General features: G+C 64.6%; 22 protein-coding genes. 10 read left to right on the top strand and 12 right to left on the bottom strand.

The genetic code is table 11. From position 1 onward, the window contains the following. Nucleotides 1–4: 4 nt before the first annotated feature. Nucleotides 5–1,417: an MFS transporter gene (locus tag CXR03_RS14765; protein ID WP_104104494.1), complete on the bottom strand. Its 1,413-nt coding sequence runs from the start codon at nucleotides 1,415–1,417 to the stop codon at nucleotides 5–7. Nucleotides 1,418–1,810: 393 nt separating this feature from the next. Next, entirely contained in the window at nucleotides 1,811–3,214 is a 1,404-nt protein-coding gene (locus tag CXR03_RS14760; RefSeq protein ID WP_104055273.1) for an NAD(P)H-quinone dehydrogenase, read from the bottom strand. A gap of 105 nt (nucleotides 3,215–3,319) precedes the next feature. On the opposite strand from CXR03_RS14760, the gene CXR03_RS14755 reads away from it, so the two are divergent. Together CXR03_RS14755 and CXR03_RS14750 are read left to right on the top strand one after the other, a co-directional pair. Then, nucleotides 3,320–4,120: a purine-nucleoside phosphorylase gene (locus CXR03_RS14755; protein ID WP_104055272.1), complete on the top strand. Its 801-nt coding sequence runs from the start codon at nucleotides 3,320–3,322 to the stop codon at nucleotides 4,118–4,120. A gap of 43 nt (nucleotides 4,121–4,163) precedes the next feature. After that, nucleotides 4,164–5,924 (top strand): phospho-sugar mutase, encoded by a 1,761-nt coding sequence (locus tag CXR03_RS14750; RefSeq protein ID WP_104104493.1) that lies wholly within the window; start codon nucleotides 4,164–4,166, stop codon nucleotides 5,922–5,924. A gap of 40 nt (nucleotides 5,925–5,964) precedes the next feature. Here the strand turns inward: CXR03_RS14750 and CXR03_RS14745 are convergent, their stop codons facing one another. The 3 genes from CXR03_RS14745 to CXR03_RS14735 form a co-directional block, all read right to left on the bottom strand. Beyond that, on the bottom strand, nucleotides 5,965–7,587 hold the full coding sequence (locus CXR03_RS14745) for an EAL domain-containing protein (protein WP_308470586.1): 1,623 nt from the start codon (nucleotides 7,585–7,587) through the stop codon (nucleotides 5,965–5,967). Continuing rightward, nucleotides 7,580–7,930: an STAS/SEC14 domain-containing protein gene (locus CXR03_RS14740; protein ID WP_146070537.1), complete on the bottom strand. Its 351-nt coding sequence runs from the start codon at nucleotides 7,928–7,930 to the stop codon at nucleotides 7,580–7,582. Before CXR03_RS14740 ends, CXR03_RS14745 begins: the two co-directional genes overlap by 8 nt. A gap of 247 nt (nucleotides 7,931–8,177) precedes the next feature. Beyond that, a complete protein-coding gene (locus CXR03_RS14735) occupies nucleotides 8,178–9,221 on the bottom strand; it encodes a hypothetical protein (RefSeq protein ID WP_104161755.1) in 1,044 nt (347 codons plus the stop codon). Nucleotides 9,222–9,661: 440 nt separating this feature from the next. Here CXR03_RS14735 and deoC point away from each other — a divergent pair, with 440 nt between their 5' ends. The 3 genes from deoC (at nucleotide 9,662) to CXR03_RS18345 (ending at nucleotide 10,958) form a co-directional block, all read left to right on the top strand. Then, nucleotides 9,662–10,336: a deoxyribose-phosphate aldolase gene (gene deoC / locus CXR03_RS14730; RefSeq protein ID WP_258060110.1), complete on the top strand. Its 675-nt coding sequence runs from the start codon at nucleotides 9,662–9,664 to the stop codon at nucleotides 10,334–10,336. A gap of 39 nt (nucleotides 10,337–10,375) precedes the next feature. Next, nucleotides 10,376–10,627 carry a hypothetical protein gene (locus CXR03_RS14725; RefSeq protein ID WP_104104489.1) on the top strand — a complete coding sequence of 84 codons (252 nt, stop codon included), beginning with the start codon at nucleotides 10,376–10,378 and terminating at the stop codon, nucleotides 10,625–10,627. A 187-nt stretch (nucleotides 10,628–10,814) separates the two neighbouring features. Next, entirely contained in the window at nucleotides 10,815–10,958 is a 144-nt protein-coding gene (locus CXR03_RS18345; protein WP_181032373.1) for a hypothetical protein, read from the top strand. 45 nt (nucleotides 10,959–11,003) lie between these two features. On the opposite strand, the gene mfd is transcribed toward CXR03_RS18345, so the two are convergent. Together mfd and CXR03_RS14715 are read right to left on the bottom strand one after the other, a co-directional pair. After that, nucleotides 11,004–14,621 (bottom strand): transcription-repair coupling factor, encoded by a 3,618-nt coding sequence (gene mfd, locus CXR03_RS14720; RefSeq protein ID WP_104104488.1) that lies wholly within the window; start codon nucleotides 14,619–14,621, stop codon nucleotides 11,004–11,006. Between the two features lie 211 nt (nucleotides 14,622–14,832). Beyond that, nucleotides 14,833–16,539, bottom strand: coding sequence for a M20/M25/M40 family metallo-hydrolase (locus CXR03_RS14715; protein ID WP_104104487.1), 1,707 nt, complete (start codon nucleotides 16,537–16,539; stop codon nucleotides 14,833–14,835). A 377-nt stretch (nucleotides 16,540–16,916) separates the two neighbouring features. Here CXR03_RS14715 and CXR03_RS14710 point away from each other — a divergent pair, with 377 nt between their 5' ends. From CXR03_RS14710 to nhaA, 4 genes are all read left to right on the top strand, one after another. Continuing rightward, a complete protein-coding gene (locus CXR03_RS14710; protein ID WP_104104486.1) occupies nucleotides 16,917–17,564 on the top strand; it encodes a hypothetical protein in 648 nt (215 codons plus the stop codon). Nucleotides 17,565–17,963: 399 nt separating this feature from the next. Continuing rightward, a complete protein-coding gene (locus CXR03_RS14705) occupies nucleotides 17,964–18,461 on the top strand; it encodes a DUF2505 domain-containing protein (protein WP_104055263.1) in 498 nt (165 codons plus the stop codon). Nucleotides 18,462–18,473: 12 nt separating this feature from the next. Beyond that, entirely contained in the window at nucleotides 18,474–18,707 is a 234-nt protein-coding gene (locus CXR03_RS14700) for an SCO4848 family membrane protein (RefSeq protein WP_308470585.1), read from the top strand. An 85-nt stretch (nucleotides 18,708–18,792) separates the two neighbouring features. Next, on the top strand, nucleotides 18,793–20,181 hold the full coding sequence (gene nhaA, locus CXR03_RS14695) for a Na+/H+ antiporter NhaA (RefSeq protein WP_104104485.1): 1,389 nt from the start codon (nucleotides 18,793–18,795) through the stop codon (nucleotides 20,179–20,181). Nucleotides 20,182–20,212: 31 nt separating this feature from the next. Here nhaA and CXR03_RS14690 read toward each other — a convergent pair whose 3' ends face one another. The 5 genes from CXR03_RS14690 to CXR03_RS14670 all read right to left on the bottom strand — a co-directional run bounded on the left by CXR03_RS14690 (nucleotide 20,213) and on the right by CXR03_RS14670 (nucleotide 23,726). Continuing rightward, nucleotides 20,213–20,818 (bottom strand): hypothetical protein, encoded by a 606-nt coding sequence (locus CXR03_RS14690; protein ID WP_104104484.1) that lies wholly within the window; start codon nucleotides 20,816–20,818, stop codon nucleotides 20,213–20,215. Further along, on the bottom strand, nucleotides 20,815–21,723 hold the full coding sequence (locus CXR03_RS14685) for a hypothetical protein (RefSeq protein WP_104104483.1): 909 nt from the start codon (nucleotides 21,721–21,723) through the stop codon (nucleotides 20,815–20,817). Before CXR03_RS14685 ends, CXR03_RS14690 begins: the two co-directional genes overlap by 4 nt. Next, on the bottom strand, nucleotides 21,723–22,496 hold the full coding sequence (locus CXR03_RS14680) for a signal peptidase I (protein WP_104104482.1): 774 nt from the start codon (nucleotides 22,494–22,496) through the stop codon (nucleotides 21,723–21,725). The genes CXR03_RS14685 and CXR03_RS14680 overlap by 1 nt, the downstream gene beginning before the upstream one ends. Before the next feature lie 29 nt (nucleotides 22,497–22,525). After that, nucleotides 22,526–23,068 carry a hypothetical protein gene (locus CXR03_RS14675; protein ID WP_146070536.1) on the bottom strand — a complete coding sequence of 181 codons (543 nt, stop codon included), beginning with the start codon at nucleotides 23,066–23,068 and terminating at the stop codon, nucleotides 22,526–22,528. A gap of 88 nt (nucleotides 23,069–23,156) precedes the next feature. After that, on the bottom strand, nucleotides 23,157–23,726 hold the full coding sequence (locus CXR03_RS14670) for an alternate-type signal peptide domain-containing protein (protein WP_181034631.1): 570 nt from the start codon (nucleotides 23,724–23,726) through the stop codon (nucleotides 23,157–23,159). 285 nt (nucleotides 23,727–24,011) lie between these two features. On the opposite strand from CXR03_RS14670, the gene CXR03_RS14665 reads away from it, so the two are divergent. After that, nucleotides 24,012–24,587, top strand: coding sequence for a low molecular weight phosphatase family protein (locus CXR03_RS14665; protein WP_104104479.1), 576 nt, complete (start codon nucleotides 24,012–24,014; stop codon nucleotides 24,585–24,587). Nucleotides 24,588–24,631 lie beyond the last annotated feature (44 nt).

Below are 24,631 nucleotides of genomic sequence, written 5' to 3'. Positions count from 1 at the left end.
GGGGTTAGCTGGAGTGGTTCGTGTAGTCCACGTCCTTGGTGTCCTTGGTGACGAACAGTGCGATCAGCGTCAGCACGGCCATCGAGGACAGGTACACACCTACCAGCCACGGGCTGCCGTCGGCCGCCTGCCACAGTGCCACGGCGATGAACGGAGCCACTGCCGCGCCCAGGATGGAGGAGACGTTGTACGCGATCGCGGACCCGGTGTACCGCACGTTGGTGGGGAACAGCTCGGGCAGCATGGCGCCCATCGGCCCGAACGTCAGGCCCATCAGCGTGAAGCCGATGATCAGCAGCGCCATGACGCCGGCGGTTCCGCCGCCCAGCAGCGGGGAGAAGGTGAAACCGAACAGGAAGATCCCGGCGGTGACCACCAGCAGCGTCTTGCGGCGCCCAAACTTCTCGGCCAGCGGACCGGACACAAGGGTGAAGATTCCGAAGAACACCACGCCGATGATGAGCATGATCAGGAAGTCGTTGCGGGCGTAGCCCAGGCCGGCGGCGAAGGTGTCCGGGTCGAAGGTCTTGCCCGTCTTCTCGGCCGCCGCACGGGCGGCTTCCTCGCTCTTGGCTGCGGTGCCGTAGGAGAGCGTGAAGGTGGTCATCAGGTAGAACAGCACGTACGTGGCCAGCATGATGAACGTGCCGGCAATCATCTGGCGCCAGCTGTACTTGAACGCGCGGCTCAGCGGCATCTTGCTCACTTCGCCGGAGTCGACAACCTTCTGGAAGGCCGGGGTCTCCACCAGTTTCAACCGGACATAAAGGCCGATGATCACCATGACGGCGCTGGCGAGGAAAGGAACGCGCCAACCCCAGGCGTCAAACTGGTCGCTGGTCAGCTGGAAGCTCAGCAGCAGGAACAGGCCGTTGGCCAGTATGAAGCCGATCGGAGCGCCGAGCTGCGGGAAGGTTCCCCACACGGCACGCTTGTCGGCCGGCGCGTTTTCCGTAGCCAGCAGTGCGGCTCCGGACCATTCGCCGCCGAGGGCCAGGCCCTGGGCAAAACGCAGGACCACCAGCAGTGCCGGGCCCAGGATGGTCCAGCCCGGAGTGAGGGCCGTGGGCAGGCAGCCGATCAGGAAGGTGGCAATTCCCATGGTCAGCAGCGAGGCCACCAGGGTTCCCTTGCGTCCCACCTTGTCGCCGAAGTGGCCGAAAACAATGGATCCCAGCGGGCGGGCAATGAAGGCCACGCCGAAGACCGCGAACGAACTCAGCAGGGCCGTCACGCCCTCCGCATTCGGAAAGAACAGGCGCGGGAAAACGAGGACCGCTGCGGTCGCGTAGACGTAGAAGTCATAAAACTCGATGGACGTTCCGACGAGGCTGGCGACAATCACCCGGCCCTTGGTGTTGGCCTTTGCCGGCGCCGGTGCCGGCGTAGGTGTCGCGGAGGGATCGGTAGTAGACATTGGAGGTCTTTCTCAGTGGGAGTGAGGTTATTTGCACAATGCTATGAGCCATATCCCACCATTCGGACATCGTGTCCACTATTTGGACACGATGCCTTTTGCGGACCTTTCAGTGCCCGACGACGACGCCCCGGACGTTCGCGCGGCCGGCATCCTCGGCCGCTCGGGGAGGATCCTTCTTGCTGGGTCATTCATAGAACAGATAACGGGCTTCTGGCCCCGGAATGGCCCCGTTATCTGTTCAACAGACGGGCGAAGCGGCTCCACCAGCTCGGCCCGGGCAGCAAAAAGCCCGCCTCCGCAGTGGACCAATTCCACCGCGGACGCGGGCTTAGCAGGACGGGAAACCGCCCCAAACAGGAAACCCTGACGGCCTTGCCGCCGGACGGGAACCTACATGTGCACGTGCAGGCGACGGGCAGCTTCGGAAATGGAGCCGGTCAGCGACGGGTACACCGTGAAGGTGTTGGCCAGGTCATCAACGTGCAGCTTCTGGGTTACCGCGATGGCGATCGGGAAGATCAGCTCCGACGCACGCGGGCCCACCACAACGCCGCCGATGACGGTGCCGGAGCCCTTGCGCGAAATGATCTTCACGAAGCCTTCCTTGACCTCCATCATCTTGGCCCGTGCGTTGGTGTGCAGCGAGAGCTTGATGACGTCGCCCTGGTAGCGGCCTTCGGCAATGTCCTGCTCGGACACGCCCACGGAGGCAATCTCCGGGGAGGTGAAGATGTTCGAGGCGACGTTCTTGAGCTTCAACGGCTTCACGCCGTCGCCCATCAGGTGCGCAATGGCGATCCGGCCCTGCATCGCCGCCACGGAGGCAAGGTTGAACACGCCGGTGCAGTCGCCTGCGGCGTAGACGTTGGAGGCGGTGGTGCGGGAAACGCCGTCGACCTTGATCTGTCCGCGGTCATCGAGCTGCACGCCGGCCTCTTCCAGGCCAATCCCTGCCGTGTTGGGGATGGCGCCCACGGCCACCAGGCAGTGGCTGCCTTCCACGGTGCGGCCGTCGTCGAGCGTGACCAGCACGCCGTTGCCGGTGTTCTTCACGGACTCGGCGCGGGAGCGGTTCAGCACGGTCATGCCGCGGGCCTGGAACACGTCCTCCAGCACGACGGCGGCATCCGCGTCTTCGCCGGGCAGGACCCGGTCGCGGCTAGAGATCAGCGTGACCTTGGTGCCCAGACCGTTGTAGGCGGACGCAAATTCCGCGCCGGTGACGCCCGAGCCAATGACGATCAGGTGCTCGGGGATCTCGGTGAGGTTGTAGACCTGCTTCCAGGTGAAGATGCGTTCGCCGTCGGGCATGGAGGATTCCAGCTCACGCGGGCTGGCGCCAACCGAAATCAGCAGCGCCTCAGCCTCAACAGTCTGCGTGCCGTCCTTCGTGACAACCTCAAGGGTCTTGTTGTCCAACAGCCGGCCCTTGCCGGTGATGACCTTCACCCCCACCCGCTCAAGGGTCCGGTGAATGTCATTGGACTGTTCCTTGGCCAGGGCCAGGAGCCGGTTGTTGACCATCTTCAGGTCCGCCACCGCGGGCTGCCCGGTGGAGCCAAAGTCCACGCCCAGGGAAGAGGCCGAGGCGAAGCGGGTCATCACGTCGGCGGTGGCAATCAGGGTTTTGGAAGGCACGACGTCGGTCAGCACGGCTGAGCCGCCCAATCCGTCCTGCTCCACAATGGTGACGTCCGCCCCGAGGGACGCGGCTACCATGGCGGCTTCGTATCCTCCCGGGCCGCCGCCGAGGATCGCAATTTTTCGGGCAGTAAAATCAAGTTGGGTCGTCACAGTTGTCCATTCTGTCCCATCCCCGCCGCCCGCTCAAACGCCGGAAGGTCCGCCCCAAGCTCAGCCACCATGCGGCGCACGCATAAGTCACGGTAGGTTGGACCAGTGAGCAACGATCCTTTTGAACTAGCCCAGCAGGCCGCCAAGTACATTGCCGAGGAAACCGGCGTGCCCAACCATGACATTGCCCTGGTCCTCGGCAGCGGCTGGGGTGAGGCCGCCGAACTGATCGGCGAGACCACTGCCACCCTCAACGCAACGGACATTCCGGGCTTCTCCGCCCCCGCTGTGCAGGGGCACGTGGGGACAATCCGGTCCGTGCTGACGCCGTCGGGCAAGCGCGCACTGGTTCTCGGCGCACGCACCCATTACTACGAGGGCAAGGGCGTCCGCGCCGTCGTCCACGGAGTCCGCACCGCAGCCGCGGCCGGCGCCAAGGTGATGGTTCTCACCAACGGCTGCGGCGGCCTGAACCCCGATTGGAAGCCCGGAACCCCGGTTCTGATCAGCGACCATATCAATCTCACCGCCACCTCCCCGCTGGAAGGCGCCACCTTCGTGGACCTGACGGACCTCTACTCCTCCCGCCTGCGCGAGCTGGCCCGCACCGTGGACCCGTCCCTGGATGAAGGCGTCTACGCCCAGTTCACCGGTCCGCATTACGAAACGCCCGCCGAAGTCCGGTACGCCAAGACCATCGGCGCAGACCTGGTGGGCATGTCCACCGCGCTCGAGGCCATCGCCGCCCGGCACGCCGGCATGGAGGTGTTCGGCATCTCGCTGGTCACCAACCTGGCCGCCGGCATCAGCCCGGAGCCGCTCAGCCACACCGAGGTCCTGGAAGCCGGAGCCGCTGCAGGCCCCCGGATTTCCCGGCTGCTGGCTGACATCATCGGCAAGCTCTAACGGCCGCCGCTTCATTCCTATCCCCGATCCGCAGGTACATCCCATGACGTTGAATCCCACCGAGCTGAACGAGCTTGTGACCGCCGCCAAGAGCTGGGCGGATGAAGACCCCGATTCCGGAACAGCCGCCGAGCTGCGGGGACTGCTCGCTGAGCTGTCCGCCGATGCTTCCGCGGCAGCAGCTGCCGCGGAAGAGCTGGCGGACCGGTTTGCCGGCACGCTGGAATTCGGCACGGCCGGCCTGCGCGCTGCATTGGGCGCCGGACCCCGCCGGATGAACCGTGCGGTGGTGCGCCGCACGGCCGCCGGCATCGCCTCGTTCCTGCAGGACACGGCCGGTGACAAATACACCCCCAGTGCCGTGATCGGCTACGACGCCCGGCACAAGTCGCGCGCCTTCGCACTGGAGACGGCGGCCGTGTTCAGCGCCGCCGGCATCGAAACCTTCCTGCTCCCCTGCACGCTTCCGACGCCGGTGCTCGCCTACGCCGTTCGTGCCCTGGACACCGACGCCGGTGTGATGGTCACCGCCAGCCACAATCCCGCGGCGGACAACGGCTACAAGGTGTACCTCGGCGGGCGGACGGTGAAGGGCCCGGGCAAGGGTGCGCAGATTGTCTCGCCGTACGACGCCGAAATTGCCGCCCGTATCGACTACAGCGTGCCGCTGAAGAGCATTGAGATTGCCCCGGAAGGCTGGACCGACGTGTCCGAGTCCATCGTGGCGGACTACATCAACGCCGTGGATCGGCTGGCATCGCGCGAACGGTTCCCGGAACGGGATCTGAAGATTGTCCTGACCTCGCTGCACGGCGTGGGCGGGGAAACCATGAAGTCCGTGCTGAAGGACGCCGGTTTCCGCAAGGTCATTCCGGTGGCTGCCCAGGCTCTGCCGGACCCGGACTTCCCCACCGTGGCCTTCCCCAACCCGGAGGAACCCGGCGCGCTGGACCTAGCACTGGAAACCGCCGTCGAGCACAACGCCGATCTGGTCATCGCCAATGATCCCGACGCCGACCGCGTTGCCGTGGCGGCTCTGAACCCGGCCGACGGCGAGTGGCGGATGCTGCGCGGCGATGAAGTGGGCGCCCTGCTGGGCCGGCATCTGACCCGCCGCATCACCTCGGGACATTGGAAAGTCCGCGGGGAAAAGACGCGCAAGGGCGTCGTTTTCGCCAACTCGATTGTTTCCTCACGCCTGCTGGCGCGCGTTGCCGAAGCTGCCGGCTTTGCCCACGTTGAGACCCTCACCGGCTTCAAGTGGATCTCCCGCGTGCCCCACCTGACCTACGGCTATGAGGAAGCCCTGGGCTACTGTGTGGCGCCGGGCCTGGTCCGCGACAAGGACGGCATTTCCGCCGGACTCCTGGTGGCCGAAATGGCTGCTGCCCTGAAGATGCAGGGGCGGACGTTCTTCGATGAACTCGATGACCTGGCCCTGGAGCACGGGCTGCACCTGACCGACCAGCTCTCCGTCCGGGTTTCCGATCTGGGCCTGCTGGGCGAGATGATGGCGCGGCTGCGTGCCCAGGCTCCCGTGTCCCTGGGCGGCTCCCCCGTGGAATCCGCCGTGGACCTGGCCGAGGGAAGCGCCGAGCTGCCGCCCACCGACGGATTGAAGTACCTCACGGCTGACGGCACCCGGGTGATCATCCGCCCCTCCGGCACCGAGCCCAAGCTCAAGTGCTACCTCGAGGTGATTGTGCCGGTGGAATCCGCTGCGGACCTTCCGGCGGCCCGCGAACAGGGCCGCGCCCGGCTTGATGCGGTGCTCGCCGACGTGAACGCCGCTCTGGGACTGTAACGCCGGGGCTGCCGCACCTGGGCTGTAACGGCGGCAGGAGTTATCCGGGAAGAACGACGACGGCCTGCGGGAGGGTGCGCCCCTCCCGCAGCAGGTCGGTGACCTGAACCGCGGGAAGCGGCCTGCTGAAGTAGTAGCCCTGCCCGCAGCAGCAACCCATCTCCTGCAGCTGCCGTGCCTGCTTGGCGGTTTCAATGCCTTCAAAGACAGCGTCCATCCCGGCGGCACGGATCAGGTTGTGGACCGCAGCCACAAACCTCAGCTGGCCGTCGTCGTCGGCCATATCCGAAATAAGTGACCGGTCCACCTTGACCGTATCCACCGGCAGCCGCCGCAGGTAGCTGATGGAGGAATAGCCGGTGCCGAAGTCGTCGATTTCCAGGCCAACCCCCAGCGCCTGCAGGGAGCGCAGCGAGTAGGTCTCCACGTCACCGCCCAAGAGAAGAGCGCTTTCGGTAATCTCGAGGACCAGTTCCCCGGGTTCCGCTCCCGTTTTGCGCAGGGAGCCGCGCACGAAGTCCACCAGATCCATGCTCTGCAGTTCCGACGCCGCCAGATTGACCCGGAGCAGGAATTTCCCGTCGGCGGGCAGCAGCGGGCGCCACTGTGCCAGCTGCTGCAGCGCGGTGTGCAGCACCCAGCGGCCGATCCCGACGATCAGCCCCGTCTCTTCCGCCAGCGGGATGAAGTCATCCGGCATCACCAAACCGCGGCTGGGATGGTTCCACCGTACCAGCGCTTCAACGCCCTGCAGCCGGCCCCCCTGCAACTCCACCACGGGCTGGTATTCAAGGAACAGCTCACCATTCGAAGCGGCCTGGCGAAGCTCGCGCGCTGTTTGGCGGCGCAGCTGCCTGCGGTACAGCATCACCGGCTCAAACACTTTAATGCGCCGGTGAACGTCCTCCTTGGCCGCGTACATGGCGGTGTCCGCACGCAGCATGATTGCACTGGCGTCTTCACGGGGCTCCGCCAGATGAATCCCGATGCTGGCCCCGGTCCAGGCGTCAATGTCCTCCAACGGGATGCGCTGCTTGAGGGAGTCCACGATTTTCAGCGCTGTGCCGCGTGCCTGCTGGACGGTGGAGACCGGCAGCAGCACGGCAAACTCATCCCCGCCCAGGCGTGCCACAACGCTGCCGGGGCCGGCCGCCGCCACCAGCCGTGCGGCAATCTCGATCAGCACCAGGTCCCCGGAATCATGCCCCAGACTGTCATTGACTTCCTTGAAACCGTCCAGGTCAAGCAGGAGGACGGCCGGCCCCGGCTGGCCGTCCCTGCGGTTGGCGACCGCAGCAGTCAGCGCCTCGTGCAGGGATGAGCGATTGCCGATGCCTGTGAGCGGATCGGTCATAGCCATCTTCTGCATGGTCAGGTGTGCCTCGCGCAGCTCGCGGGTGCGTGTTTCCACCCGCTCTTCAAAGGCGGCGTAGACCTCGTTGAGTTCATCGGCCAGCAGATTGATGCCCGTGATGACGGCGTCCACCTGGTCCCGGGCCTTGGAGACGGGGATGTGCGTGCTGAGATCGCCTGACGCTATTCGGATGATGCCTTCGACAACTTGGCTCAGACGGCCGTCTTCTTCGGGCGGACGGCGGGCGTCTTGCGGCGTTTCCGGTGCGATGTCCGGCGCAGCCGGTTTCCCGGGCCGGGCATCAGGCAACGCTTTTCCTCCTCAGCCAGCCCAGGGCTTCCTGTTCAGACGAGAAGTAGCGGGTGGGACAGGGCTGGACGGTTCCGCCCAGGAGGAAGTTTGCGATGACACGGTCCACGGGTGTCATGCCAAGAACCGCGACGGCGGCCAGGGACTGAGCACTGCTGAACACAGTGCGCGCACTCCTGGTGACAGCTTCAACGCCGGTCAGAACCAGCAGCATCGGCATCTTCCTGATGCCTGCCAGCCGCCCCACTTCGTCATTCGCCGCTGCGGCCATGGTTCCGGTGACTACTTCGCCGGGCGGGAGGATCAGCAGGATGTGTCCTTCGGGCGCCATGGAAACGTCCACCTTCGGCCCCTTGTCCGGCGCCGGAGCACATCCGCACTCGTAAACCACCGTGCCCGTACCCGTGCCTGAAGAACGCTCATCCGGACAGTCGTTCCAGACTGTTCTTTCGACTCTTTCGACCGATCTTTGCTGTGTCATGCTTCCCCCCAGAAGCGCCGGAAAGTCGCTGCGCGATGCCGCTGCAGTGTCGTGCTCCGCGCCTACTCCCGAAATTGATGCTTGCTAGCCCCGCACGTGCTTTTTCCGATCAGTGGCTGCCGGCATTAATGCTGTCAATGATGCTGCGGACCTCCAGTGCCCGACGGTGTGCGCCGCGCGCAATGAAGACTTTCTCAGAATGAACCGCTGCAGCCAAGGCTTCATCATTCCGCCCGAGGTGATGCAAAGCAAGGGCTGCAACGTATTCCACTTCCGCAATCTCGTGCTCAGGCAGCAGCTCCCGCTGGTCTAGTATTTGCTGGACTATGACCGCGGCTTCCTCAGCACCGTTGTTGAAAACGAGCCACTGTGCACGGGCAGTGGAAAGCTCCAGTTCCATGAGCGGAGTTCCGCCGGTAACGGAACTGGCCAACTCCGCCCGTTCAATGCATTCGAGGGTTTCCTGGTCCGCTATGCCTGCCGAGAGGCGCGCCAGTGCGGACGCTTTGTTGAAAAACGCCCAGATATTTACATCATTATCCGGGGCAAGGTTCTCGGCGGCCAGTTTATGGAATCTAATCCCGTTCTCGCCGTCGCCGTTCAGGAACGCAACGTTGCCGACCGCCCAGTACGCCTTCCCCGCAATAACTTGTTCATCATGTTGACCGGCCAAGTTGGCCATTCTTAGTGCGTGCCCCCATGCCTCGGTGGCTTTGCCGCTCTCGGTGAGAGCAGCAACAAGACCATGCAGCATCTCCAGTTCTTCGTCCGGGTCCATTGCATCCGGAAGATCTATAGCGGCTGCTTCCTGGGCGACAACAAGTGACTCGCCTATGTGCCCCAAGCTCTCCAACGCCCTCGAATACAGAGCTCTAGCGCGGGCAATCATGGCCTGATCCCCTTGCAGTGCCGAGCTTTCCGACAGTTTCTTGGTGCTCGCTGCGAATTCCTGAATCAAGCCCAGCTCCATTTGGCATTCCGCGAGCAGGAGCGTCATGCGCCAGTAGCCGGTAATGTCCTTTTTGGTGAGGGCTTCATCTGCTGCCGCAGTTGCATGGCCTAAAGCGGCCTTGTACTCGCGCCGGTCCCAATGCAGGCGTGCCCGGTACTCGTTCAGCATTTGATCAACAGAGTTGTCCAATTCCCACTGCACCTAACTCGCTCATTCAAGACTTGTTTCGACTACAGTACTCCAGGCTCACCCATGGGAGCGTTCCCGCCATAGAACCTGAGTGTCCGGAATCCTACACTCTGCGTGCTGAAAAAAGACTGCAGATTTTACCTCCAAACTATCGATTTATTCGTTTGCTTGAGCGAGACTTTACTTTGTCGTTATTTACTACTTGGAGGACTCAATGAAAAAAATGGCATCCGCGATGCTTCTTGCCGCCACAATCGCTGTCTTTGGTGCAGCTGCGCCCGCTTCGGCAGCAACACTCGACCTCGTATCGTCGGTAGCAAACCCCCTGGGGACGATTTTTCCCATCGTTTTTCCGTAGGTAACAAATGGCCGGGTCAGCGTCGAAGACGTTTACCCGGCCATCATCTTTTCCGGAGCCCAAACCGCCCCCTGCCTGTGGCAAGATGGTTGCCATGCCTACAGCCATTGCACAGTACATCGACCACACACTCCTCAAACCCGAGGCCAGCCGTGAGGACATCCTTAAAGTCTGTGCCGAAGCCGCTGAGTACGGTTTCAAGTCCGTCTGCGTCAACCCGCTGTGGGTCGGCACCGTGCGCAACGCGCTCAAGGGCAGCGGCGTCCTGACCTGCTCGGTCATCGGCTTCCCGCTGGGCGCCACCACCACCGAGGTGAAGGTGTTCGAAGCCCGGGGTGCACTGCAGGACGGTGCTGACGAGATTGACATGGTCATCGACATCGCCGCCGCCCGCCGCGGAGACCGGGACGCCCTGGTCCGCGACATTGCTGCCGTGGCCGACGAGGTTCACACCGGCAACGGCATCCTGAAGGTCATCATTGAAACGGCGCTGCTCACCGACGAGCAGAAGGTCCTTGCCTGCGAGGCAGCAGTGGAAGCCGGAGCGGATTTCGTGAAGACGTCCACCGGATTCAACGGCGGCGGAGCCACCGTTGAGGACGTTGCCCTCATGCGCAAGACCGTAGGACCTGACCTCGGGGTCAAGGCTTCGGGAGGCGTCCGTTCACGCGAAGATGCGCAGGCAATGATCGACGCCGGTGCCACGCGTATCGGAGCGAGCTCCGGTATCGCTATTGTTAAGGGTGGGAACGCCGCGTCGGACTACTGATCCGCCGGCTACTGAAATCTTTTTGAAACGGAGAACACCATGGCAGGAACACGGTCCAAGCAGCCCACGCACTCGGGTGAAGGGCACCTTGTCAGCAACCTCGTCACCTTTATCATCTTCCTGGCGATCTTTGCCGTTGGCCTTTACTCGCTGAACTGGCTGAGCCTGGACAACGTCTGGCCGATGGTGATCTGCCTGGCTCTGGGTACGCTGGCGTACTTTGTGCCGTTCGTGACGGGCCGTTCGGATACGGCCAAGGAACTGGCCGAAGGCCGGGTTGCCGGCAAGTAGCAGCATCCTCTTCAAAAAACGTTTGCACGCAGCCGGTCAGGCTGCGTGCAAACGTTGTTAACGGGCAAAACACCAGCCCCGGGCCCCCAACAGGCCCCGTTCCAAGTGATTAACGCGTACTTCCGGCAGGCATCCACGTACTCACTACGCTAAGAAACCGGTAAGCCGGTCTCCTATATTCGATTCCATGAGCACCACTATGACGCGCCGGGAATGGCGCCAGGACCGTGCCCGTCAGCAGCGCACCATGCGCATCGGCTACGGGATTGTCATTGCCACCGCAGTAATGTGCGTGGCCGTTTTCATTGTGGCGCTTACCCAGCCGGTCTAACCGGGCGGTGGCCGGGACGCCCCGTCCGACGCCCCGGCCACCGATTCACTCCTTGAAAACCGCGTCCACCACCTGCTGCGCCCAGGCCAGGATTTCGGCATCCACCAAATCCCGTCCGCCAATCCGGGCGGTCTTGGGCTTGGGCACCAGCACCGCATTCAGCGCCGGCTTCACCGAGGCCCCGGGGTACATCCGCTGCAGCCTCATCACGCGGGACTCGGGCAGGTCCGCCGGAGCAAACTTGATGAAGTTGCCCTGCAGTGCCACATCCGTCAGCCCGGCCTCGCGGGCACCCACCCGGAAGCGGGCCACGTCGATGAGGTTCTGCACGGCCTGCGGCGGCTCGCCATAGCGGTCCACCAGTTCGGCCAGCACCTCGTCGATCGCCTCGTACGTCACCGCTGAGGCCAGCTTGCGGTAAGCCTCCAGCCGCAGCCGCTCCCCCGGCACGTACTCGTGCGGCAAATGAGCGTTCACCGGCAGCTCGATCTTCATTTCCGCGGCCTTCTCCTCGGCCTCGCCGCGGTAATCGGCCACAGCCTCGCCCACCAGCCGGATGTACAGGTCAAAGCCCACCCCGGCGATGTGGCCGGACTGTTCCCCGCCGAGCAGGTTGCCGGCGCCGCGGATTTCCAGGTCCTTCATGGCCAGCTGCATGCCGGCGCCGAGCTCGTTGTGCGTGGCCACGGCCTTGAGCCGCTCCAGCGCCACCTCGCCCAGAGGCTTTTCCGACGGATACAGGAAGTACGCGTACGCGCGTTCCCTGCCGCGGCCCACACGCCCGCGCAGCTGGTGCAGCTGGGACAGGCCAAAGTGGTCCGCCCGGTCCACAATCAGCGTATTGGCGTTGGAAATGTCCAGCCCGGTCTCAATGATCGTGGTGCACACCAGCACGTCAAAACGCTTCTCCCAGAAGTCCACGATGATCTGCTCGAGCTTGGATTCGCTCATCTGTCCGTGCGCGACGGCGATGCGCGCCTCCGGGACCAGCTCCTGCAGGTGCGCGGCGGTCCGGTCGATGGAGGACACCCGGTTGTGCACAAAGAACACCTGGCCTTCGCGCATCAGTTCGCGGCGGATGGCCGCTGAGGCCTGCCGGTCCGTGTAGGGGCCAACATAGGTCAGCACCGGATGCCGTTCCTCCGGCGGGGTGGCCAGGGTGGACGTTTCCCGGATGCCGGTCAGCGACATTTCCAGGGTGCGCGGAATCGGCGTAGCACTCATCGCCAGGACGTCCACGTTGGTGCGCATCTTCTTCAGCGCTTCCTTGTGCTCCACGCCGAAACGCTGTTCCTCGTCCACGATCACCAGGCCGAGGTCCTTGAACTGGACCTCCTGGGACAGCAGCCGGTGCGTGCCGATCACCACGTCCACCGAGCCGTTCTTCACGCCCTCGATGGTTTCCTTGGCCTGCTTGGCCGTCTGGAAGCGGGACAGCGACTCCACCCGGACGGGGAATCCGGAGAAACGTTCACCAAAGGTTTCCATGTGCTGCTGGGCCAGCAGCGTGGTGGGCACCAGCACCGCCACCTGCTTGCCGTCCTGCACGGCCTTGAACGCGGCGCGCACCGCAATCTCGGTTTTGCCGTAGCCGACGTCGCCGGAGACCAGGCGGTCCATGGGGACCTCCTTCTCCATGTCCGCCTTGACCTCGTTGATGGTGGTCAGCTGGTCCGGGGTTTCCACGTACGGGAACGCCTCCTCCAGCTCGCGCTGCCACGGGGTGTCCTTCGCGAACGCGTGTCCCTTGGACGCCATCCGGGCCGAGTAGAGCCGGATCAGCTCCCCGGCAATCTCCTTGACCGCCTTGCGCGCCCGGGACTTGGTCTTGGCCCAGTCCGAGCCGCCCATCTTGGACAGCACCGGAGTTTCCCCGCCCACGTAGCGGGTGATCTGATCCAGCTGGTCGGTGGGAACGAACAGCCGGTCGCCGGGGCCGCCGCGCTTGGCCGGCGCGTATTCGAGCACCAGGTACTCGCGCACGGTCTTGTTCTGGCCGGCACCGGTGGCCCGCTGGATCAGTTCCACAAACTTGCCCACACCGTGCTGCTCGTGCACCACAAAGTCGCCCTCGTGCAGCTGCAGGGGGTCGACGGCGTTGCGCCGCTTGGAGGGCATCTTGCGCATGTCGCGGGTGGAGTAGGCGCTGGCCCGGCCAAGCAGATCAGCCTCGGTCAGCAGCCCGGTCTTCAGCCCGTCAAAGACGTAGCCGCGCCCGGCGCTGGCGGTGGTGATGGAGATGATGCCCGGCACCGGTTCGGTATCCAGGGATTCGGTCAGGGCGGCCGGAATGTCGTTGTCACGGAACAGTTCGGCCAGCCGGGAGGCGGGGCCGGGGCCTTCGGTAACGACGACAACGCGCCAGGCGTCCCGCACGCGGGAGCCGATGAATTCCATCATCTCCGCCACGTCGCCCTGGTAGCCGCGCGGTTCGCGGGCGTTGATGGTCAGTGTGTCAATGTCCAGGACGGTTTCATCGTCCGGGTTGAAGGAGGTGATGGACCACCAGCCCACCGAGTTGGCAAGGGCAGCGGAGCGGGTGTCGGCCAGGGAGCGGAAGCTCGCGGCCTCCAGATCCGCGCTGATGCCGGCGGACAGATCCAAAGGTGCGGCACCGCCGTCGGACGCTGTGGCCCACGCCGCGGCGAGGAATTCCTCGTTGGTGGCTGCCAGGTCATGGGCGCGGGCCCGGACTTTCTCGGGCTCGATCACCACGGAGAGCGACCCGGCGGGCAGCTGGCCCATCAGCGGCACCATTTCATCCACCAGCACCGGGGCCAGGGATTCCATGCCCTCGACGGCGATGCCCCCGGCAATCTTCTCCAGCATGTCCGCGGCGGCGGGCATCTGGGACTGCAGCTTCGCGGCGCGCCGCATCACCGACGGGGTGATCAGGATTTCGCGGCAGGGCGGAGCGTAGAGCTCGGCGGGGTGGGTGATGTGCGGGCCGGTAAGGGTGCGCTGGTCGGCGACGGCGAACCAGCGCATCGAGTCCACTTCGTCGCCGAAGAAGTCGATGCGGATCGGATGGTCCTCAGTGGGCGGGAAGACGTCCAGGATGCCGCCGCGGACGGCAAACTCGCCGCGGTGCGAGACCATGTCCACCCGGGCGTAAGCGGCTTCGGAGAGCGCCTTGACGACGTCATTGAACGGACGCTCCTCCCCCACCTTCAGCGCCACCGGCTGCAGGTCGCCGAGCCCGCCGACCAGCGGCTGGACGACTGCGCGCACCGGCGCCACGATCACCTGAATGGGATGGCCCTCGGGATGGGCAAGCCGGCGCAGCACGGACAGCCGCCGGCCCACGGTGTCCGAGCGCGGCGAGAGCCGTTCGTGCGGCAGTGTTTCCCAGGACGGAAACTCCTCGATGCCGGCCAGCGGCAGGTAGGAGCGCAGAGCTGCGGCCAGGTCCTCGGCTTCGCGGCCGGTGGCCGTCACGGCGAGCACCACCGGAGGTGCGGCAGCAGCGTTGGCGGTTCCGGCGTCGTTGGCTGCTTCGGCGAGCCCGTCCACCATTTCCGCCAGCAGCGCCGCACGCATGCCCTGCGGCGCGCCGATCTGCAGGTCGTCGCTGCGGCGCTCGGGGGTGCGCGAGGCGAGGGTTCGCACCCGTGCGTAGGACGGGTCTTCGGCCAGGGCGGCGCGCAGTCCGTTCAGGCTCATGGGGAGGGGCTCCTTGACGTGAGGCAACGCAAATAACCCGAAGTTCACTGAGGAACCCCGGGGCTTTTCTTCCAGAGTACCCGCATGAAAGGGCCGGGGCGGGCCCCGTCCGCTCCCGGCGGATAGGCGGGCGGCCGCTGTGTAAACACACAACCGCCGCCCGTCACATGACGGGCGGCGGCTGTGTGCGGATGTGCGCTTCAGCGCCTGATTACTTCAGTGCCTCATCGCCCCGGAACTGCAGGTCAACCTCGGCTGGTGCCAGCCGCTTCGACCGGACGTCGCCGCCGCCGCGCAGGTCCGCGTCCGTCCGCGCGAAGGTCAGCACGGCATGTGCCACGGCGTCGGACATCTGGTCCAGTCCGCGGCGGTTGATGTTCCCGAGGTCATCGCATTTCTGGTGGTAGCAGGGGTCGTACGCTTCCCCCGCGGTTCCGCCGAACACCGCCGCTTCTTCCTCGGTCTTGACGCCTTCAGCACCGCTGAACAGCCCGCCGGCGGGAATGTTGTTGAGGATGAACGCCGAGTAGTCGGAGCGTCCGCTGAACTCAGTGGGTGCCGAGGCCAGCTGCTGCCCGGCAAAGTACTCCTCGAAGATCCTCTCGATCTCGTCGGATCCCGTTGGCCGCGGAGCGGTACTTCCAGGGAACGCAGAGCCGTCGCCGTCGTACACAAAACGGACCAGGTTCGGCGACCCCAGCATGTCGAAGTTCAGGTTGGCCAAGGTGCCGTCCAGCCCGTCCTGATCCAGCTGCTCGACGTAGTGGTTGGAGCCCTGCAGCCCGTCCTCTTCTCCGCCCCAGAACGCAAAGCGGACCCGGTTCTGCAGCGGGTGCTTTTTGGTGGTCTCGGCGAGCTGGATGGCGGTTTCCAGGACGGCGGCGCTGCCGCTGCCGTTGTCATTAATGCCCGACCCTACCGCTACGGAATCTAGATGCGCGCCGACGACGACGGTACGGTCCGCGTTTCCGCGGGGTGTGTCAGCCAGAATGTTAAACGAGTTGGTGGTCTGCACTCCGGCGTCAATGTTGAGCCGCAGTTCCACTCCGTCAGTGCCGGCCAGCGCTTCGCCAATGGCAAAGGTGGTGCCAACCACGGGGATGGTTGACGGCTCACCCAGGGTGCCGTTGACCAGCCCAAAGCGGTCATCGTTGGCCACCTCGTCCCCCTGGTTGAAGATGACGGCGCCGGAGGCACCCGCCGCTGCCGCATTCGCCGCTTTGATCCCGAAGGAGCATTCGCCGCGCTGCATCAGCGCAATGCTGCCGGCGGCGAATGCGCTAAAGTCCTCAGCCTCGCAGCCGGAGGTGGTAACCCGGTCCCCGGAGAGGTTGATATCCACAGCACTGACGGGTGCCGTGACATCCCCCGCGCCGGAGTAGGTCATGGTGGTGAAGTCGGTTCCGGCTGTGTAGACCGTGGCCGTTGGTGCGGTCTGTTCCAGGGCTTCGCTGATCACCGCAAACTGGTCGTAGGAGAAATCCTGGCGCACGGGCTTGTAGCCGGCACGGCGCAGCTGGTCCTCAATGTATTGGCCGGATGCCTCATAGCCTGGCGTCCCGGCCGCACGGTTGCCGCCGTTGGCATCCGCGGCGTCCTGCAGACCTTCCAGATGGTCAAAAACATTGTGGAGGGTGACGGCGGCACGCAGCTTGGCGCTCTCATCCTTCACGGGCTTGACCGGTTTCCCCGGTTTTCCCGGCTTTCCGGGCTTCCAGGGATGACCCGGCTTGCCCGGATGGCGGCCCTTGCCGCCGTCGGTCACGGCGTTGGTGCCGGCCTCGGTTAAGGTGTCGGTGCCGTCCGTCACGGTGGCGCGGGCCGAGCCCGACTCGGCGAACACCGGGCCTGCGGTTCCGGCGGTAAGGACAACAGCGGCTGCGAGCGCAGTTCCGCGGAGGATACGTGGTGTTTTCATGCTTCCCCTCATAGGTGCGAGTGATGTCAGATCCGGCGGCGCGATGGCACCGGCCGGACTTCGGGCACCTCCCCCGGGGGTGCCGTGCGGCTGACGGTAGGACACTGCAGCCCGGCTGGACAGCGAAGACCGCCAGTTAGGTGAAGTTGCGGCGAAAAGCCGCGTGCCGCCGTCGTCTCTGTTCCGTCCCGTCCGGCCACACGCTAGGTTGAAGGGTTTTGCCTGCATCGGGCCAGCGCCGAAGTCCCGAGCCGGAAGCCCTGAGCCGGGCAACCGGAGCCCAATCCGGCGGAGTGTTCTGGATTTTCGTTCCGCCCACTGCCACGCTGGGATGGCACGGGCATACGCCAGATCCCTCCGCACGTAAGGATTGCCCCATGGCACGCAAAGCCCACCGCCTTTTCGGCGCGCTGCTCCTGTCCCTCTTCGCTCTGGCCGGCTGCAGCAATGCCGCCGAGGACTCGGAGTCGCCGGCCACCGCCACGGAAACCACGCTGAGTTCGGAATCGGCGCAGGGCGTCCCGGGCGTCACCGAGAGCCCGGACCGCTGCGGAAGCACCACCCCCAGCCCCATTGCCAGCGGCATTATCCAGGGAACGTTCGGCTCCTACTGCGAGAACGCCATCGCCACCACGTACGACACGTCGGCGGTGCCCGACGGCGCGGACACCACCGTCACGATCAATGAGACGGACGCGTCCACCACGCTGGAGATGATCGCCCGCGGCTTCGCGCCCAACACCGAGTTCAGTGCCACGCTGCATGAGAGGTTGTGCGGTGCGTCCCCCTCGGACGCCGGAGAGGAATACGACGACACCCGCAACGAGGACTCCGACGACCTGGACCTGGACTTCACCACCGATGAGAACGGCGGCTCCACCGCCAGCGTCACGGTGCCGTGGGTCCTGCCCGACGACGGCATCGGCCGCTCGCTGCTGATCACCCTCGACGACGACGAGACAGCGAGCCCAAGCGCGACCGACGATGACGACCGCGCCGTCGCCTGCGTGAGCCTGGAGCGGTGATCCGGTCCACCCCGCCGTTGGTTCTCATTCAAACCTTGATGAGAACCTGAGGGTTTTTTGCGCTTATCTTTCTACTCAGGCAGTAGATATTGACTATGGGGATCATTGACACACTGCGCCGCACCATCTCAACCGTTTCGGAGCCTCGGGTAAGGAGATGTGACTGGTGCCGGGCCGAGCCGGTCACATTCCGCAGCAGCGGCGGCTACCACTACTGCTCGACGCGGTGCGAAGCCGACGACGCCGCAGATCAAGCCGACAGCCCCTTGTAAGGGTCATCGCGAAGCCGTCGGCGTTTCGGAGCTGAAGGCTCGCGCGGATTAGGATGATTCCGGGCCGGTTGAACTGTGCGAAGCAGCGCGGACCGCCGGCAAACCGACATCCCTATCTGGAGGACCCATGGCTCTGAACGCCTCGACCACCCTGCCCTACGACGCCCGGACAGTCACCGACACGTTCACCAACGAGGACTTCCTGCGCAGCGTCAGCGAACACGTGGGCGGATCCCTGGTCTCCGCCACCGTGGAGGGCGACACCGCCGGAGCGTTTGTCCTGACCGCCGTGCGCACCCTGCCCACGGACCGGCTGCCGGACATCGCCAAGAAGTTTGTCGGCGCCACGCTGACCGTCACCCAGAAGGAACACTGGGCCGCACCGGGGCCCGACGGTTCCCGCGAAGCGTCCGTGGACCTCTCCGTGGGCGGCGTGCCGCTGAAGGTCAATGCCGTCCAGCGCCTGGTTCCGGTGGCCGAGGGCACCCGGGTGGATGTTGACGGCAAGGTCAGCTCCTCCATCCCGTTCCTGGGCGACAAGATCGCCAAGCAGGCTGAACCGATGATCGGCAAGGCGCTGACCATCCAGGCCGGTCAGGCCGGCAAATGGATCGAAAGCCGCTAGGGCCGGGCAACCGTGGATAACAGCATTGCCCTGCCCACCGCACTGGCGGTCATCCTTATCGTTGCAGGGCTGTGGTCCCTGATCGTCTGGCCGCCGTATCTGATCGAGGCGTACAAGAGCCCCAAGGCCCGCGACGAAAAGGGTGCGCCCACCCGGTACCTGACGGTGAACCTGATGAAGGTCACCACCTCCATGGTCTTCGGCCTGGTCACCATCATCGTGGGCTTCCGCGCCCTCATGGGCTGACACCGGTGGGATAACACCCCCGGTTGGTGCCAGAATGCGGATACCCCGTCTTTTCTGACGGAGGATTTCTCTGCTGAGGAGTTCCATGGCACCGGATCCGCAGAACCACCCCGCCGGCCGCCCTGTGCCGCCCGCACGTCCGGGCGGCACGGTCCCGGCCCGCTCCAGCTATCCGGAGTTCCTGCGTATCGCAGCGGTCCTGCGCAAGGAAACCGTGGGCGGGGTGCTGCTGCTCATCGCCACGGTGGCCGCGCTGATCTGGGCCAACTCCCCGGCATCGGACTCCTACTTTGCGCTCCGCGACTTCGAGTTCGGCTACGAACCGTGGCACCTGAAACTGAGCGTGGGCGCCTGGGCCGCTGACGGCCTGCTGGCCGTGTTCTTCTTCCTGGTGGGGCTGGAACTCAAGTACGAGTTCGTTGCCGGAGACCTGCGCCAGATCAGCAAGGCGGTTGTGCCTGTGGCCGCGGCGGCAGGCGGCGTCGTCGTTCCCGCCCTGATCTACGCCGGAATCAACTTTGCCACCGACTCCGGCGGGATGCGCGGCTGGGCCATTCCCACCGCCACCGACATTGCGTTTGCGCTGGCTGTGCTGGCCGTGATCAGCTCGCACCTGCCCTCAGCGCTGCGGATCTTCCTGCTTACCCTGGCCGTGGTGGATGACCTGATTGCCATCACCATCATCGCGTTCTTCTACTCCGAAGACGTGCACCTGCTCTACCTGCTGATTATGCTCGCCCCGCTGACCCTGTTCCTGTACCTGGCGCAGACCAAACGGCGGTTCTTCGGCACCCATCCGGTGGCCGCCTGGTTGGTCCTGCTGCCCATCGGAGTGGCCGTGTGGGCGCTGATGCACGCGTCCGGCGTACACGCCACCGTGGCCGGCGTGCTGCTGGGCTTCTGCGTTCCCGTGCTCCGCCGCGGCCCGGACGGCACACCGGTGCAGCCGCAGCCGGGCAAGCCGGGGCTGGCGGAAATCTTCGAGCACCGTTTCCGTCCCATTTCGGCCGGTTTTGCGGTGCCGGTGTTCGCGTTCTTCTCCGCGGGCGTAGCGATCGGCGGTTTTAGCGGCCTGGGCTCGGCACTGGCCGACCCGGTGGCGCTCGGCATCCTGGCGGGGCTGGTGCTCGGTAAACCTCTGGGCATTCTGGCCACCACCTGGGTGGTCACTGCCGCCACCCGCGCCCGGCTGGATTCCAGCGTGAAATGGATCGACCTGCTCGGCATCGGCATGCTGGCCGGCATCGGCTTCACCGTGTCCCTGCTGGTCAATGATCTGAGCTTCGATCCGGGAACTGAGCACAACGACCACGCGAAGGTGTCCATCCTGGCCGCGTCAGTCACCGCCGCACTGCTGGCCTCAGTCCTGCTGCGGATCCGCAACCGGCACTACCGGCTGGTGCAGGAAGAGGAGACGGCCGACGCGGACCAGGACGGTATTCCGGATGTTTACGACGACGACGGCGGGCGTTAGCGGCGGAAGCGCAGCCTAGCTGCTCGCCTAGCTAGCAGAAGTACGACGCCCGGAATCTCGCTTCTACGGCCCCCGCCGAGGGCGCGGGGTCAATGATTTTCATTGAAGCGCTCAGCGCCTCTGGCAGCCGCTGAGGAAGCGGCTCTACGTATGCCGTGGTTACATCGACATATATCGTCTTGGAATCAATCGACGGCCCGATGAAGTCATCAAGGCCTGGCAGGTCCCTCAAAGCGAAAGAGCCAGTATTTTCGATTACAAAGCTCTTTTTAGCCTCTCGTCCCCTAACTGAAACGGTAACGAGAATCTGGGCGCCGCTTGGGAGTAGAACCGGATCAACCTTCGTATAGTCGATGTAGACGATGCCCACGCTCGCGAACTGACGGCAGGTAGGTTTTCCCGTGATCGCTGGAAGCGCCTGGCGCTCGGTGGTCACGAGCTGCGTCACGGTGTTCCGTTGGCCCCAGTACGCGTAGGCGACAGTGCTACCTATTCCCAGCACCACGGTCAGTACAAAAGCAACAGACGCCGTACGAAATCCGGGCTGGGACCGGAGGCGTCCAAACCACCCCAGACGCTTCTCCGGCACGGGCTGGCTTTCGTCCCCCGCCACAGCCCCCAACTGTTCCCTGCTCATGCTGACCTATTCCGTAAACGAAGAACTACTGCGGCGCAGAAAACCACCGACATACCTATCAGGAGCGTACCCGAGAGCGACCGGATGATTGGTTCCACGGTGCTCTGGAAGCCCGCCGGGATAATGCCGGCCGGGGCCTGCTGTTCGGCTGGGACAACAGCCTGGGGCGCACGTGCTTCAGCTTGGCCTTCCGGCAGCGCTGCCGGAAAAACACTGTTGGGTCCTGCTGCCTGCAGGCCATCCGATATCCCGGGCAGGGTCACCGGTTCAGTAGAAGACCCAGCTGTCGCCCTCGGTCCAGGGCTGCCGGGATCTGCACCGAATTCAGCGGGCTCACCTGGACCGAACAGTGCATCACAGGCCCGGCGGGGCGCAGCATCTGTGGATTCCAGGAGGAAAATCATATCGACGTCTGCCGAACGGTTCATCGTCTCATTCGGCGCATCAATGGAAAGGTCCACCACCAGACTCAACACGTGTTCCTCCCCGGAGCCTAGGTCCCAGATCTCCGGAACATCGGTACAGCTGCCCTGTGGGCCAAGGACAGAGCGACCCGGGAGGCCGGAGGTGAGTCCCGCTGTCAGGCCGAGCTGGCCGTTCAGCTGAGGATCGGACCGGACCATCACAGCAGCAGCGGACAGCCGGGCCGGCTCCCCGCTGCCGTTGCGGACCCACAGGGTAGATCCGGTAGCTGCACCGGGAACATAGTGGAATGCTTCGTTGAAGATCGGGCCGGCTATCGACGGTGCGTACGTCGTTCCATCGCGACTGAATTCGAGATAGTCATCGGCCGCGAAAGCGCCGGGCGCTCCGGCCAGGGATACGGCTGCGGCAACAGCTCCGACGGCGGACGCGCCGATTAATCGCTGGCACCATCCCGCCGTGGATGCTGTAGACCGATTCATCAGACGGTGGCGCGCTTTCGGGTTTCGACGCGGTGGCGGCCTGAGGTGTTGTCGTCACGGGAGTGGTCATGGTCGCAGCCGTCGCAGTCCGTGAGGATGGGATCGCTGAACTCGAGGATGTCCGAGCCGCTGCCTGCCGGCGAGCCGAAGCTCGGGAAGATGGTGCCGTCATCGCCGCCGGCGCCGGGGCCCTGCCCGGTCGGACCTTCCGGAGAGGCGTCGTCGTCGTTGCGCTTCTTGGCCAGGGCACCGCGGACCAGAGCAACCACTCCGTATCCCATCAGCGCGAAGGCTCCCCACTGGGCGATGGCGCCGCGGTCGGAGTTGCCCAGGCCGTTGGCAATGAAGCCGACAAACGGGACCGCATAGAAGAGCTTTCCCTTGACCTGGATTTCCCGCACCGGCAATTCGTCTTCAACGTCGTTGTTGTCGCCCTTGGTGGTGAACACCATTTCTCCGCTCTGCTCCGCGCTAATGGCGGTGATGCGGTGGGTGATGACGGCCGGAGAACCGGATTCAATCTGGTAGGTGATGACGTCGCCAATGCGCAGTTCCTCGAAGGGAATGGGCTTGACCACGAGGAAGGTTCCTGGTGCGTACTTCGGGGCCATGGAGCTGGTGAGGACGCTATAGGTCTGTGAGCCGGTGAGCATCGGAACGACAACCAGAGCGAGGGCGGCCAGGGCTGCGAGGCAAAGCGCGATGTAGCTGACGCCGGTGGCGATGAAGCTCAGGGGGCTGGCTTTGACTTCCGCTTTCCTGCGACCGCTCATGGTTTTTCCTATCTCGTCTCTAGTTTGAATCAATTGGAAGCGACCTGCGTCACGTCGAGTATTGCCGAGGGTCCAATTACGGGAACGCCGAGCATCTGATTCGTGGTTCCGTCTTTTAGCGCCGTACGGAAGCAGAAGGTCTGCTTCACCATCGTTTTCTGGGGCAGCGTGGCTGCCGAAGCCTTGTACATGGCGGCAGCTGCCGGGCAGGTTCCGTTGGTGTTGCTGAGGGCAACGCCAACAACCAGCGGTGCGGCAACCGGGTTCACCGTCAGGGTTGTGATGCTCCTAAAAGGAGAATCCCGGGTGACGTTCACAGCGCTGGCGACGCTGACCGGTGTGATCAATTCCTTCGAAGCCATACTCAGTTTGGCTGACGGTAACTGTAACGCCTGGCCCGGTGACAGCAGCGTGTCTCCGACCGTCACTTTGAAGTCCGCTGCTTGGATGGTGCCGGCGTTGGACGGCACTGCTGCGTTCCATAGTGCGTAGCTTCCCTGGACTGTCATCAGCCCGAGCACCACGGCGGCAAGGATCAGGCCGGTCGCTTTCAGTGCTCGAAGACTCTTCACGGAATGCATCTCCAGGGGGAACAGGCTGTGCGCGGAGCGTGTGCACCGCGCACAGCCAGGGGTTAGAACAAAGTGGCGTTAGCCGGTGTTACTTGCCGGGCGTGGCTGAGGCGGTCGGCGTCGGCAGAACCTGCTGGTCCAGCTTGTAGGAGATGTTCTTGAAGTCGGCCAGCGCGTTGACGCTGCTGCGCAGGTCCGTGTCCTGCTTGAAGGTGAACTTCGCTGAGGCGGTTACCTTCTGGATGGGCGTTGCCTTGCTCGACTCGATGATGGCGTCCTTCAGGTCTTTACCTGCAGCGTCCTTGACGACCACGTTTTCGACCGTGACGTTCTGGTCCACGAAGTTGCTGGAGGGGACGTTCTGGATGGAGAGTTTCGCCTTCATCAGGTCGCCGACCAGCTTGACGTCCATGGTCTGGCTGTAGGTGAGAACATCACCGGGAACCACCTTGTAGTCCGCGACAGCGTTGGTCGGATCCAGGTCCACCACGGTGCCGTAGGCGTTCTTCCACACACCGGGCTGGGTCGTCAGTTCCAGGTCACCGGCTGCGATCTGCCCGGCGTTGGCTGACTGCGTCTGGTTCCAGACTGCGAGGGTTCCGCCGCCGCCGAGCAGCAGTGCCGAGCCGATACCGATTGCCAGTGCGCCTTTAGCCATCTTGTTCATTGTGTTCCCCTTGTTCGTTTTGCTTGAGACTGCTTCGGCCTAGGAAGGTTTTCCTTGCCGCTGGGTATTACTTTGCCGCCCCGTCCTCAAGAAACAGCGCGTCCTTCCCGCAGGGTTGATGCAACGTTTGGCCAAAGCTCAAGGCCCGCACAAGGTAACCTCAACATCAGCGCAATGAACCGTGGATTTGTCCGCAAACGCCCGTTTTAGCGCTCCCAAGCATCCGCAGTACACGCAACAGCAACCATAAAGACGCGCAATTCGAAGCCCGAGGACATGAGCATTAACACCCCGTTCCGCATCCTGACCGTCTGCACCGGCAATATCTGCCGCTCCCCCATGGCCGAGCGCCTGCTCCAGGCCGGCTTCGACGCCATGGCCCCCGGCGAGTTCACCGTCACCAGCGCCGGCACCGGCGCCCTGGTGGGCTCGGGCATCGAACCGCACGTGGCCGGTTTCGTGAACGTCTTGGGCGGGGACTCCACCAACTTCATTTCCCGCCAGCTCAGCTCCGACATCCTCGCCGGCCAGGATCTGGTGCTCGCCCTGAGCCGGGCGCACCGCAGCAAGATCGTGGAACTGGCCCCGGGGCTGCTGCGCCGCACCTTTACCCTGCGCGAGCTGGCACGGCTCCTGCCGCACATTGACGGACAGGCCGACGTCGGCGCCTCCGAACGCTGGACGGCCGCCCTGGGCCGTGCGCTGCGTCTGCGCACCGCCAACCCGGGCGGGCCTGAGGAGGACGACGTCGTGGACCCCTACCGCCGCAGCGAGGAGACCTACCAGCAGATGGTGCATGAACTCACCCCCGCCGTGAATGCCCTGCTGGCCTGGGAACGCCGGTACCGGTGACGGGCACCGGACCTGCCCGGCAGCCGCCGCCCCCGCCCGGACCT

The sequence above is a fragment of the Arthrobacter sp. 08Y14 genome (assembly GCF_002929455.1).
GTDB classification, from domain to species: Bacteria; Actinomycetota; Actinomycetes; order Actinomycetales; family Micrococcaceae; genus Arthrobacter_B; species Arthrobacter_B sunyaminii.
This window is presented reverse-complemented; position numbering and strand designations above follow the sequence as displayed.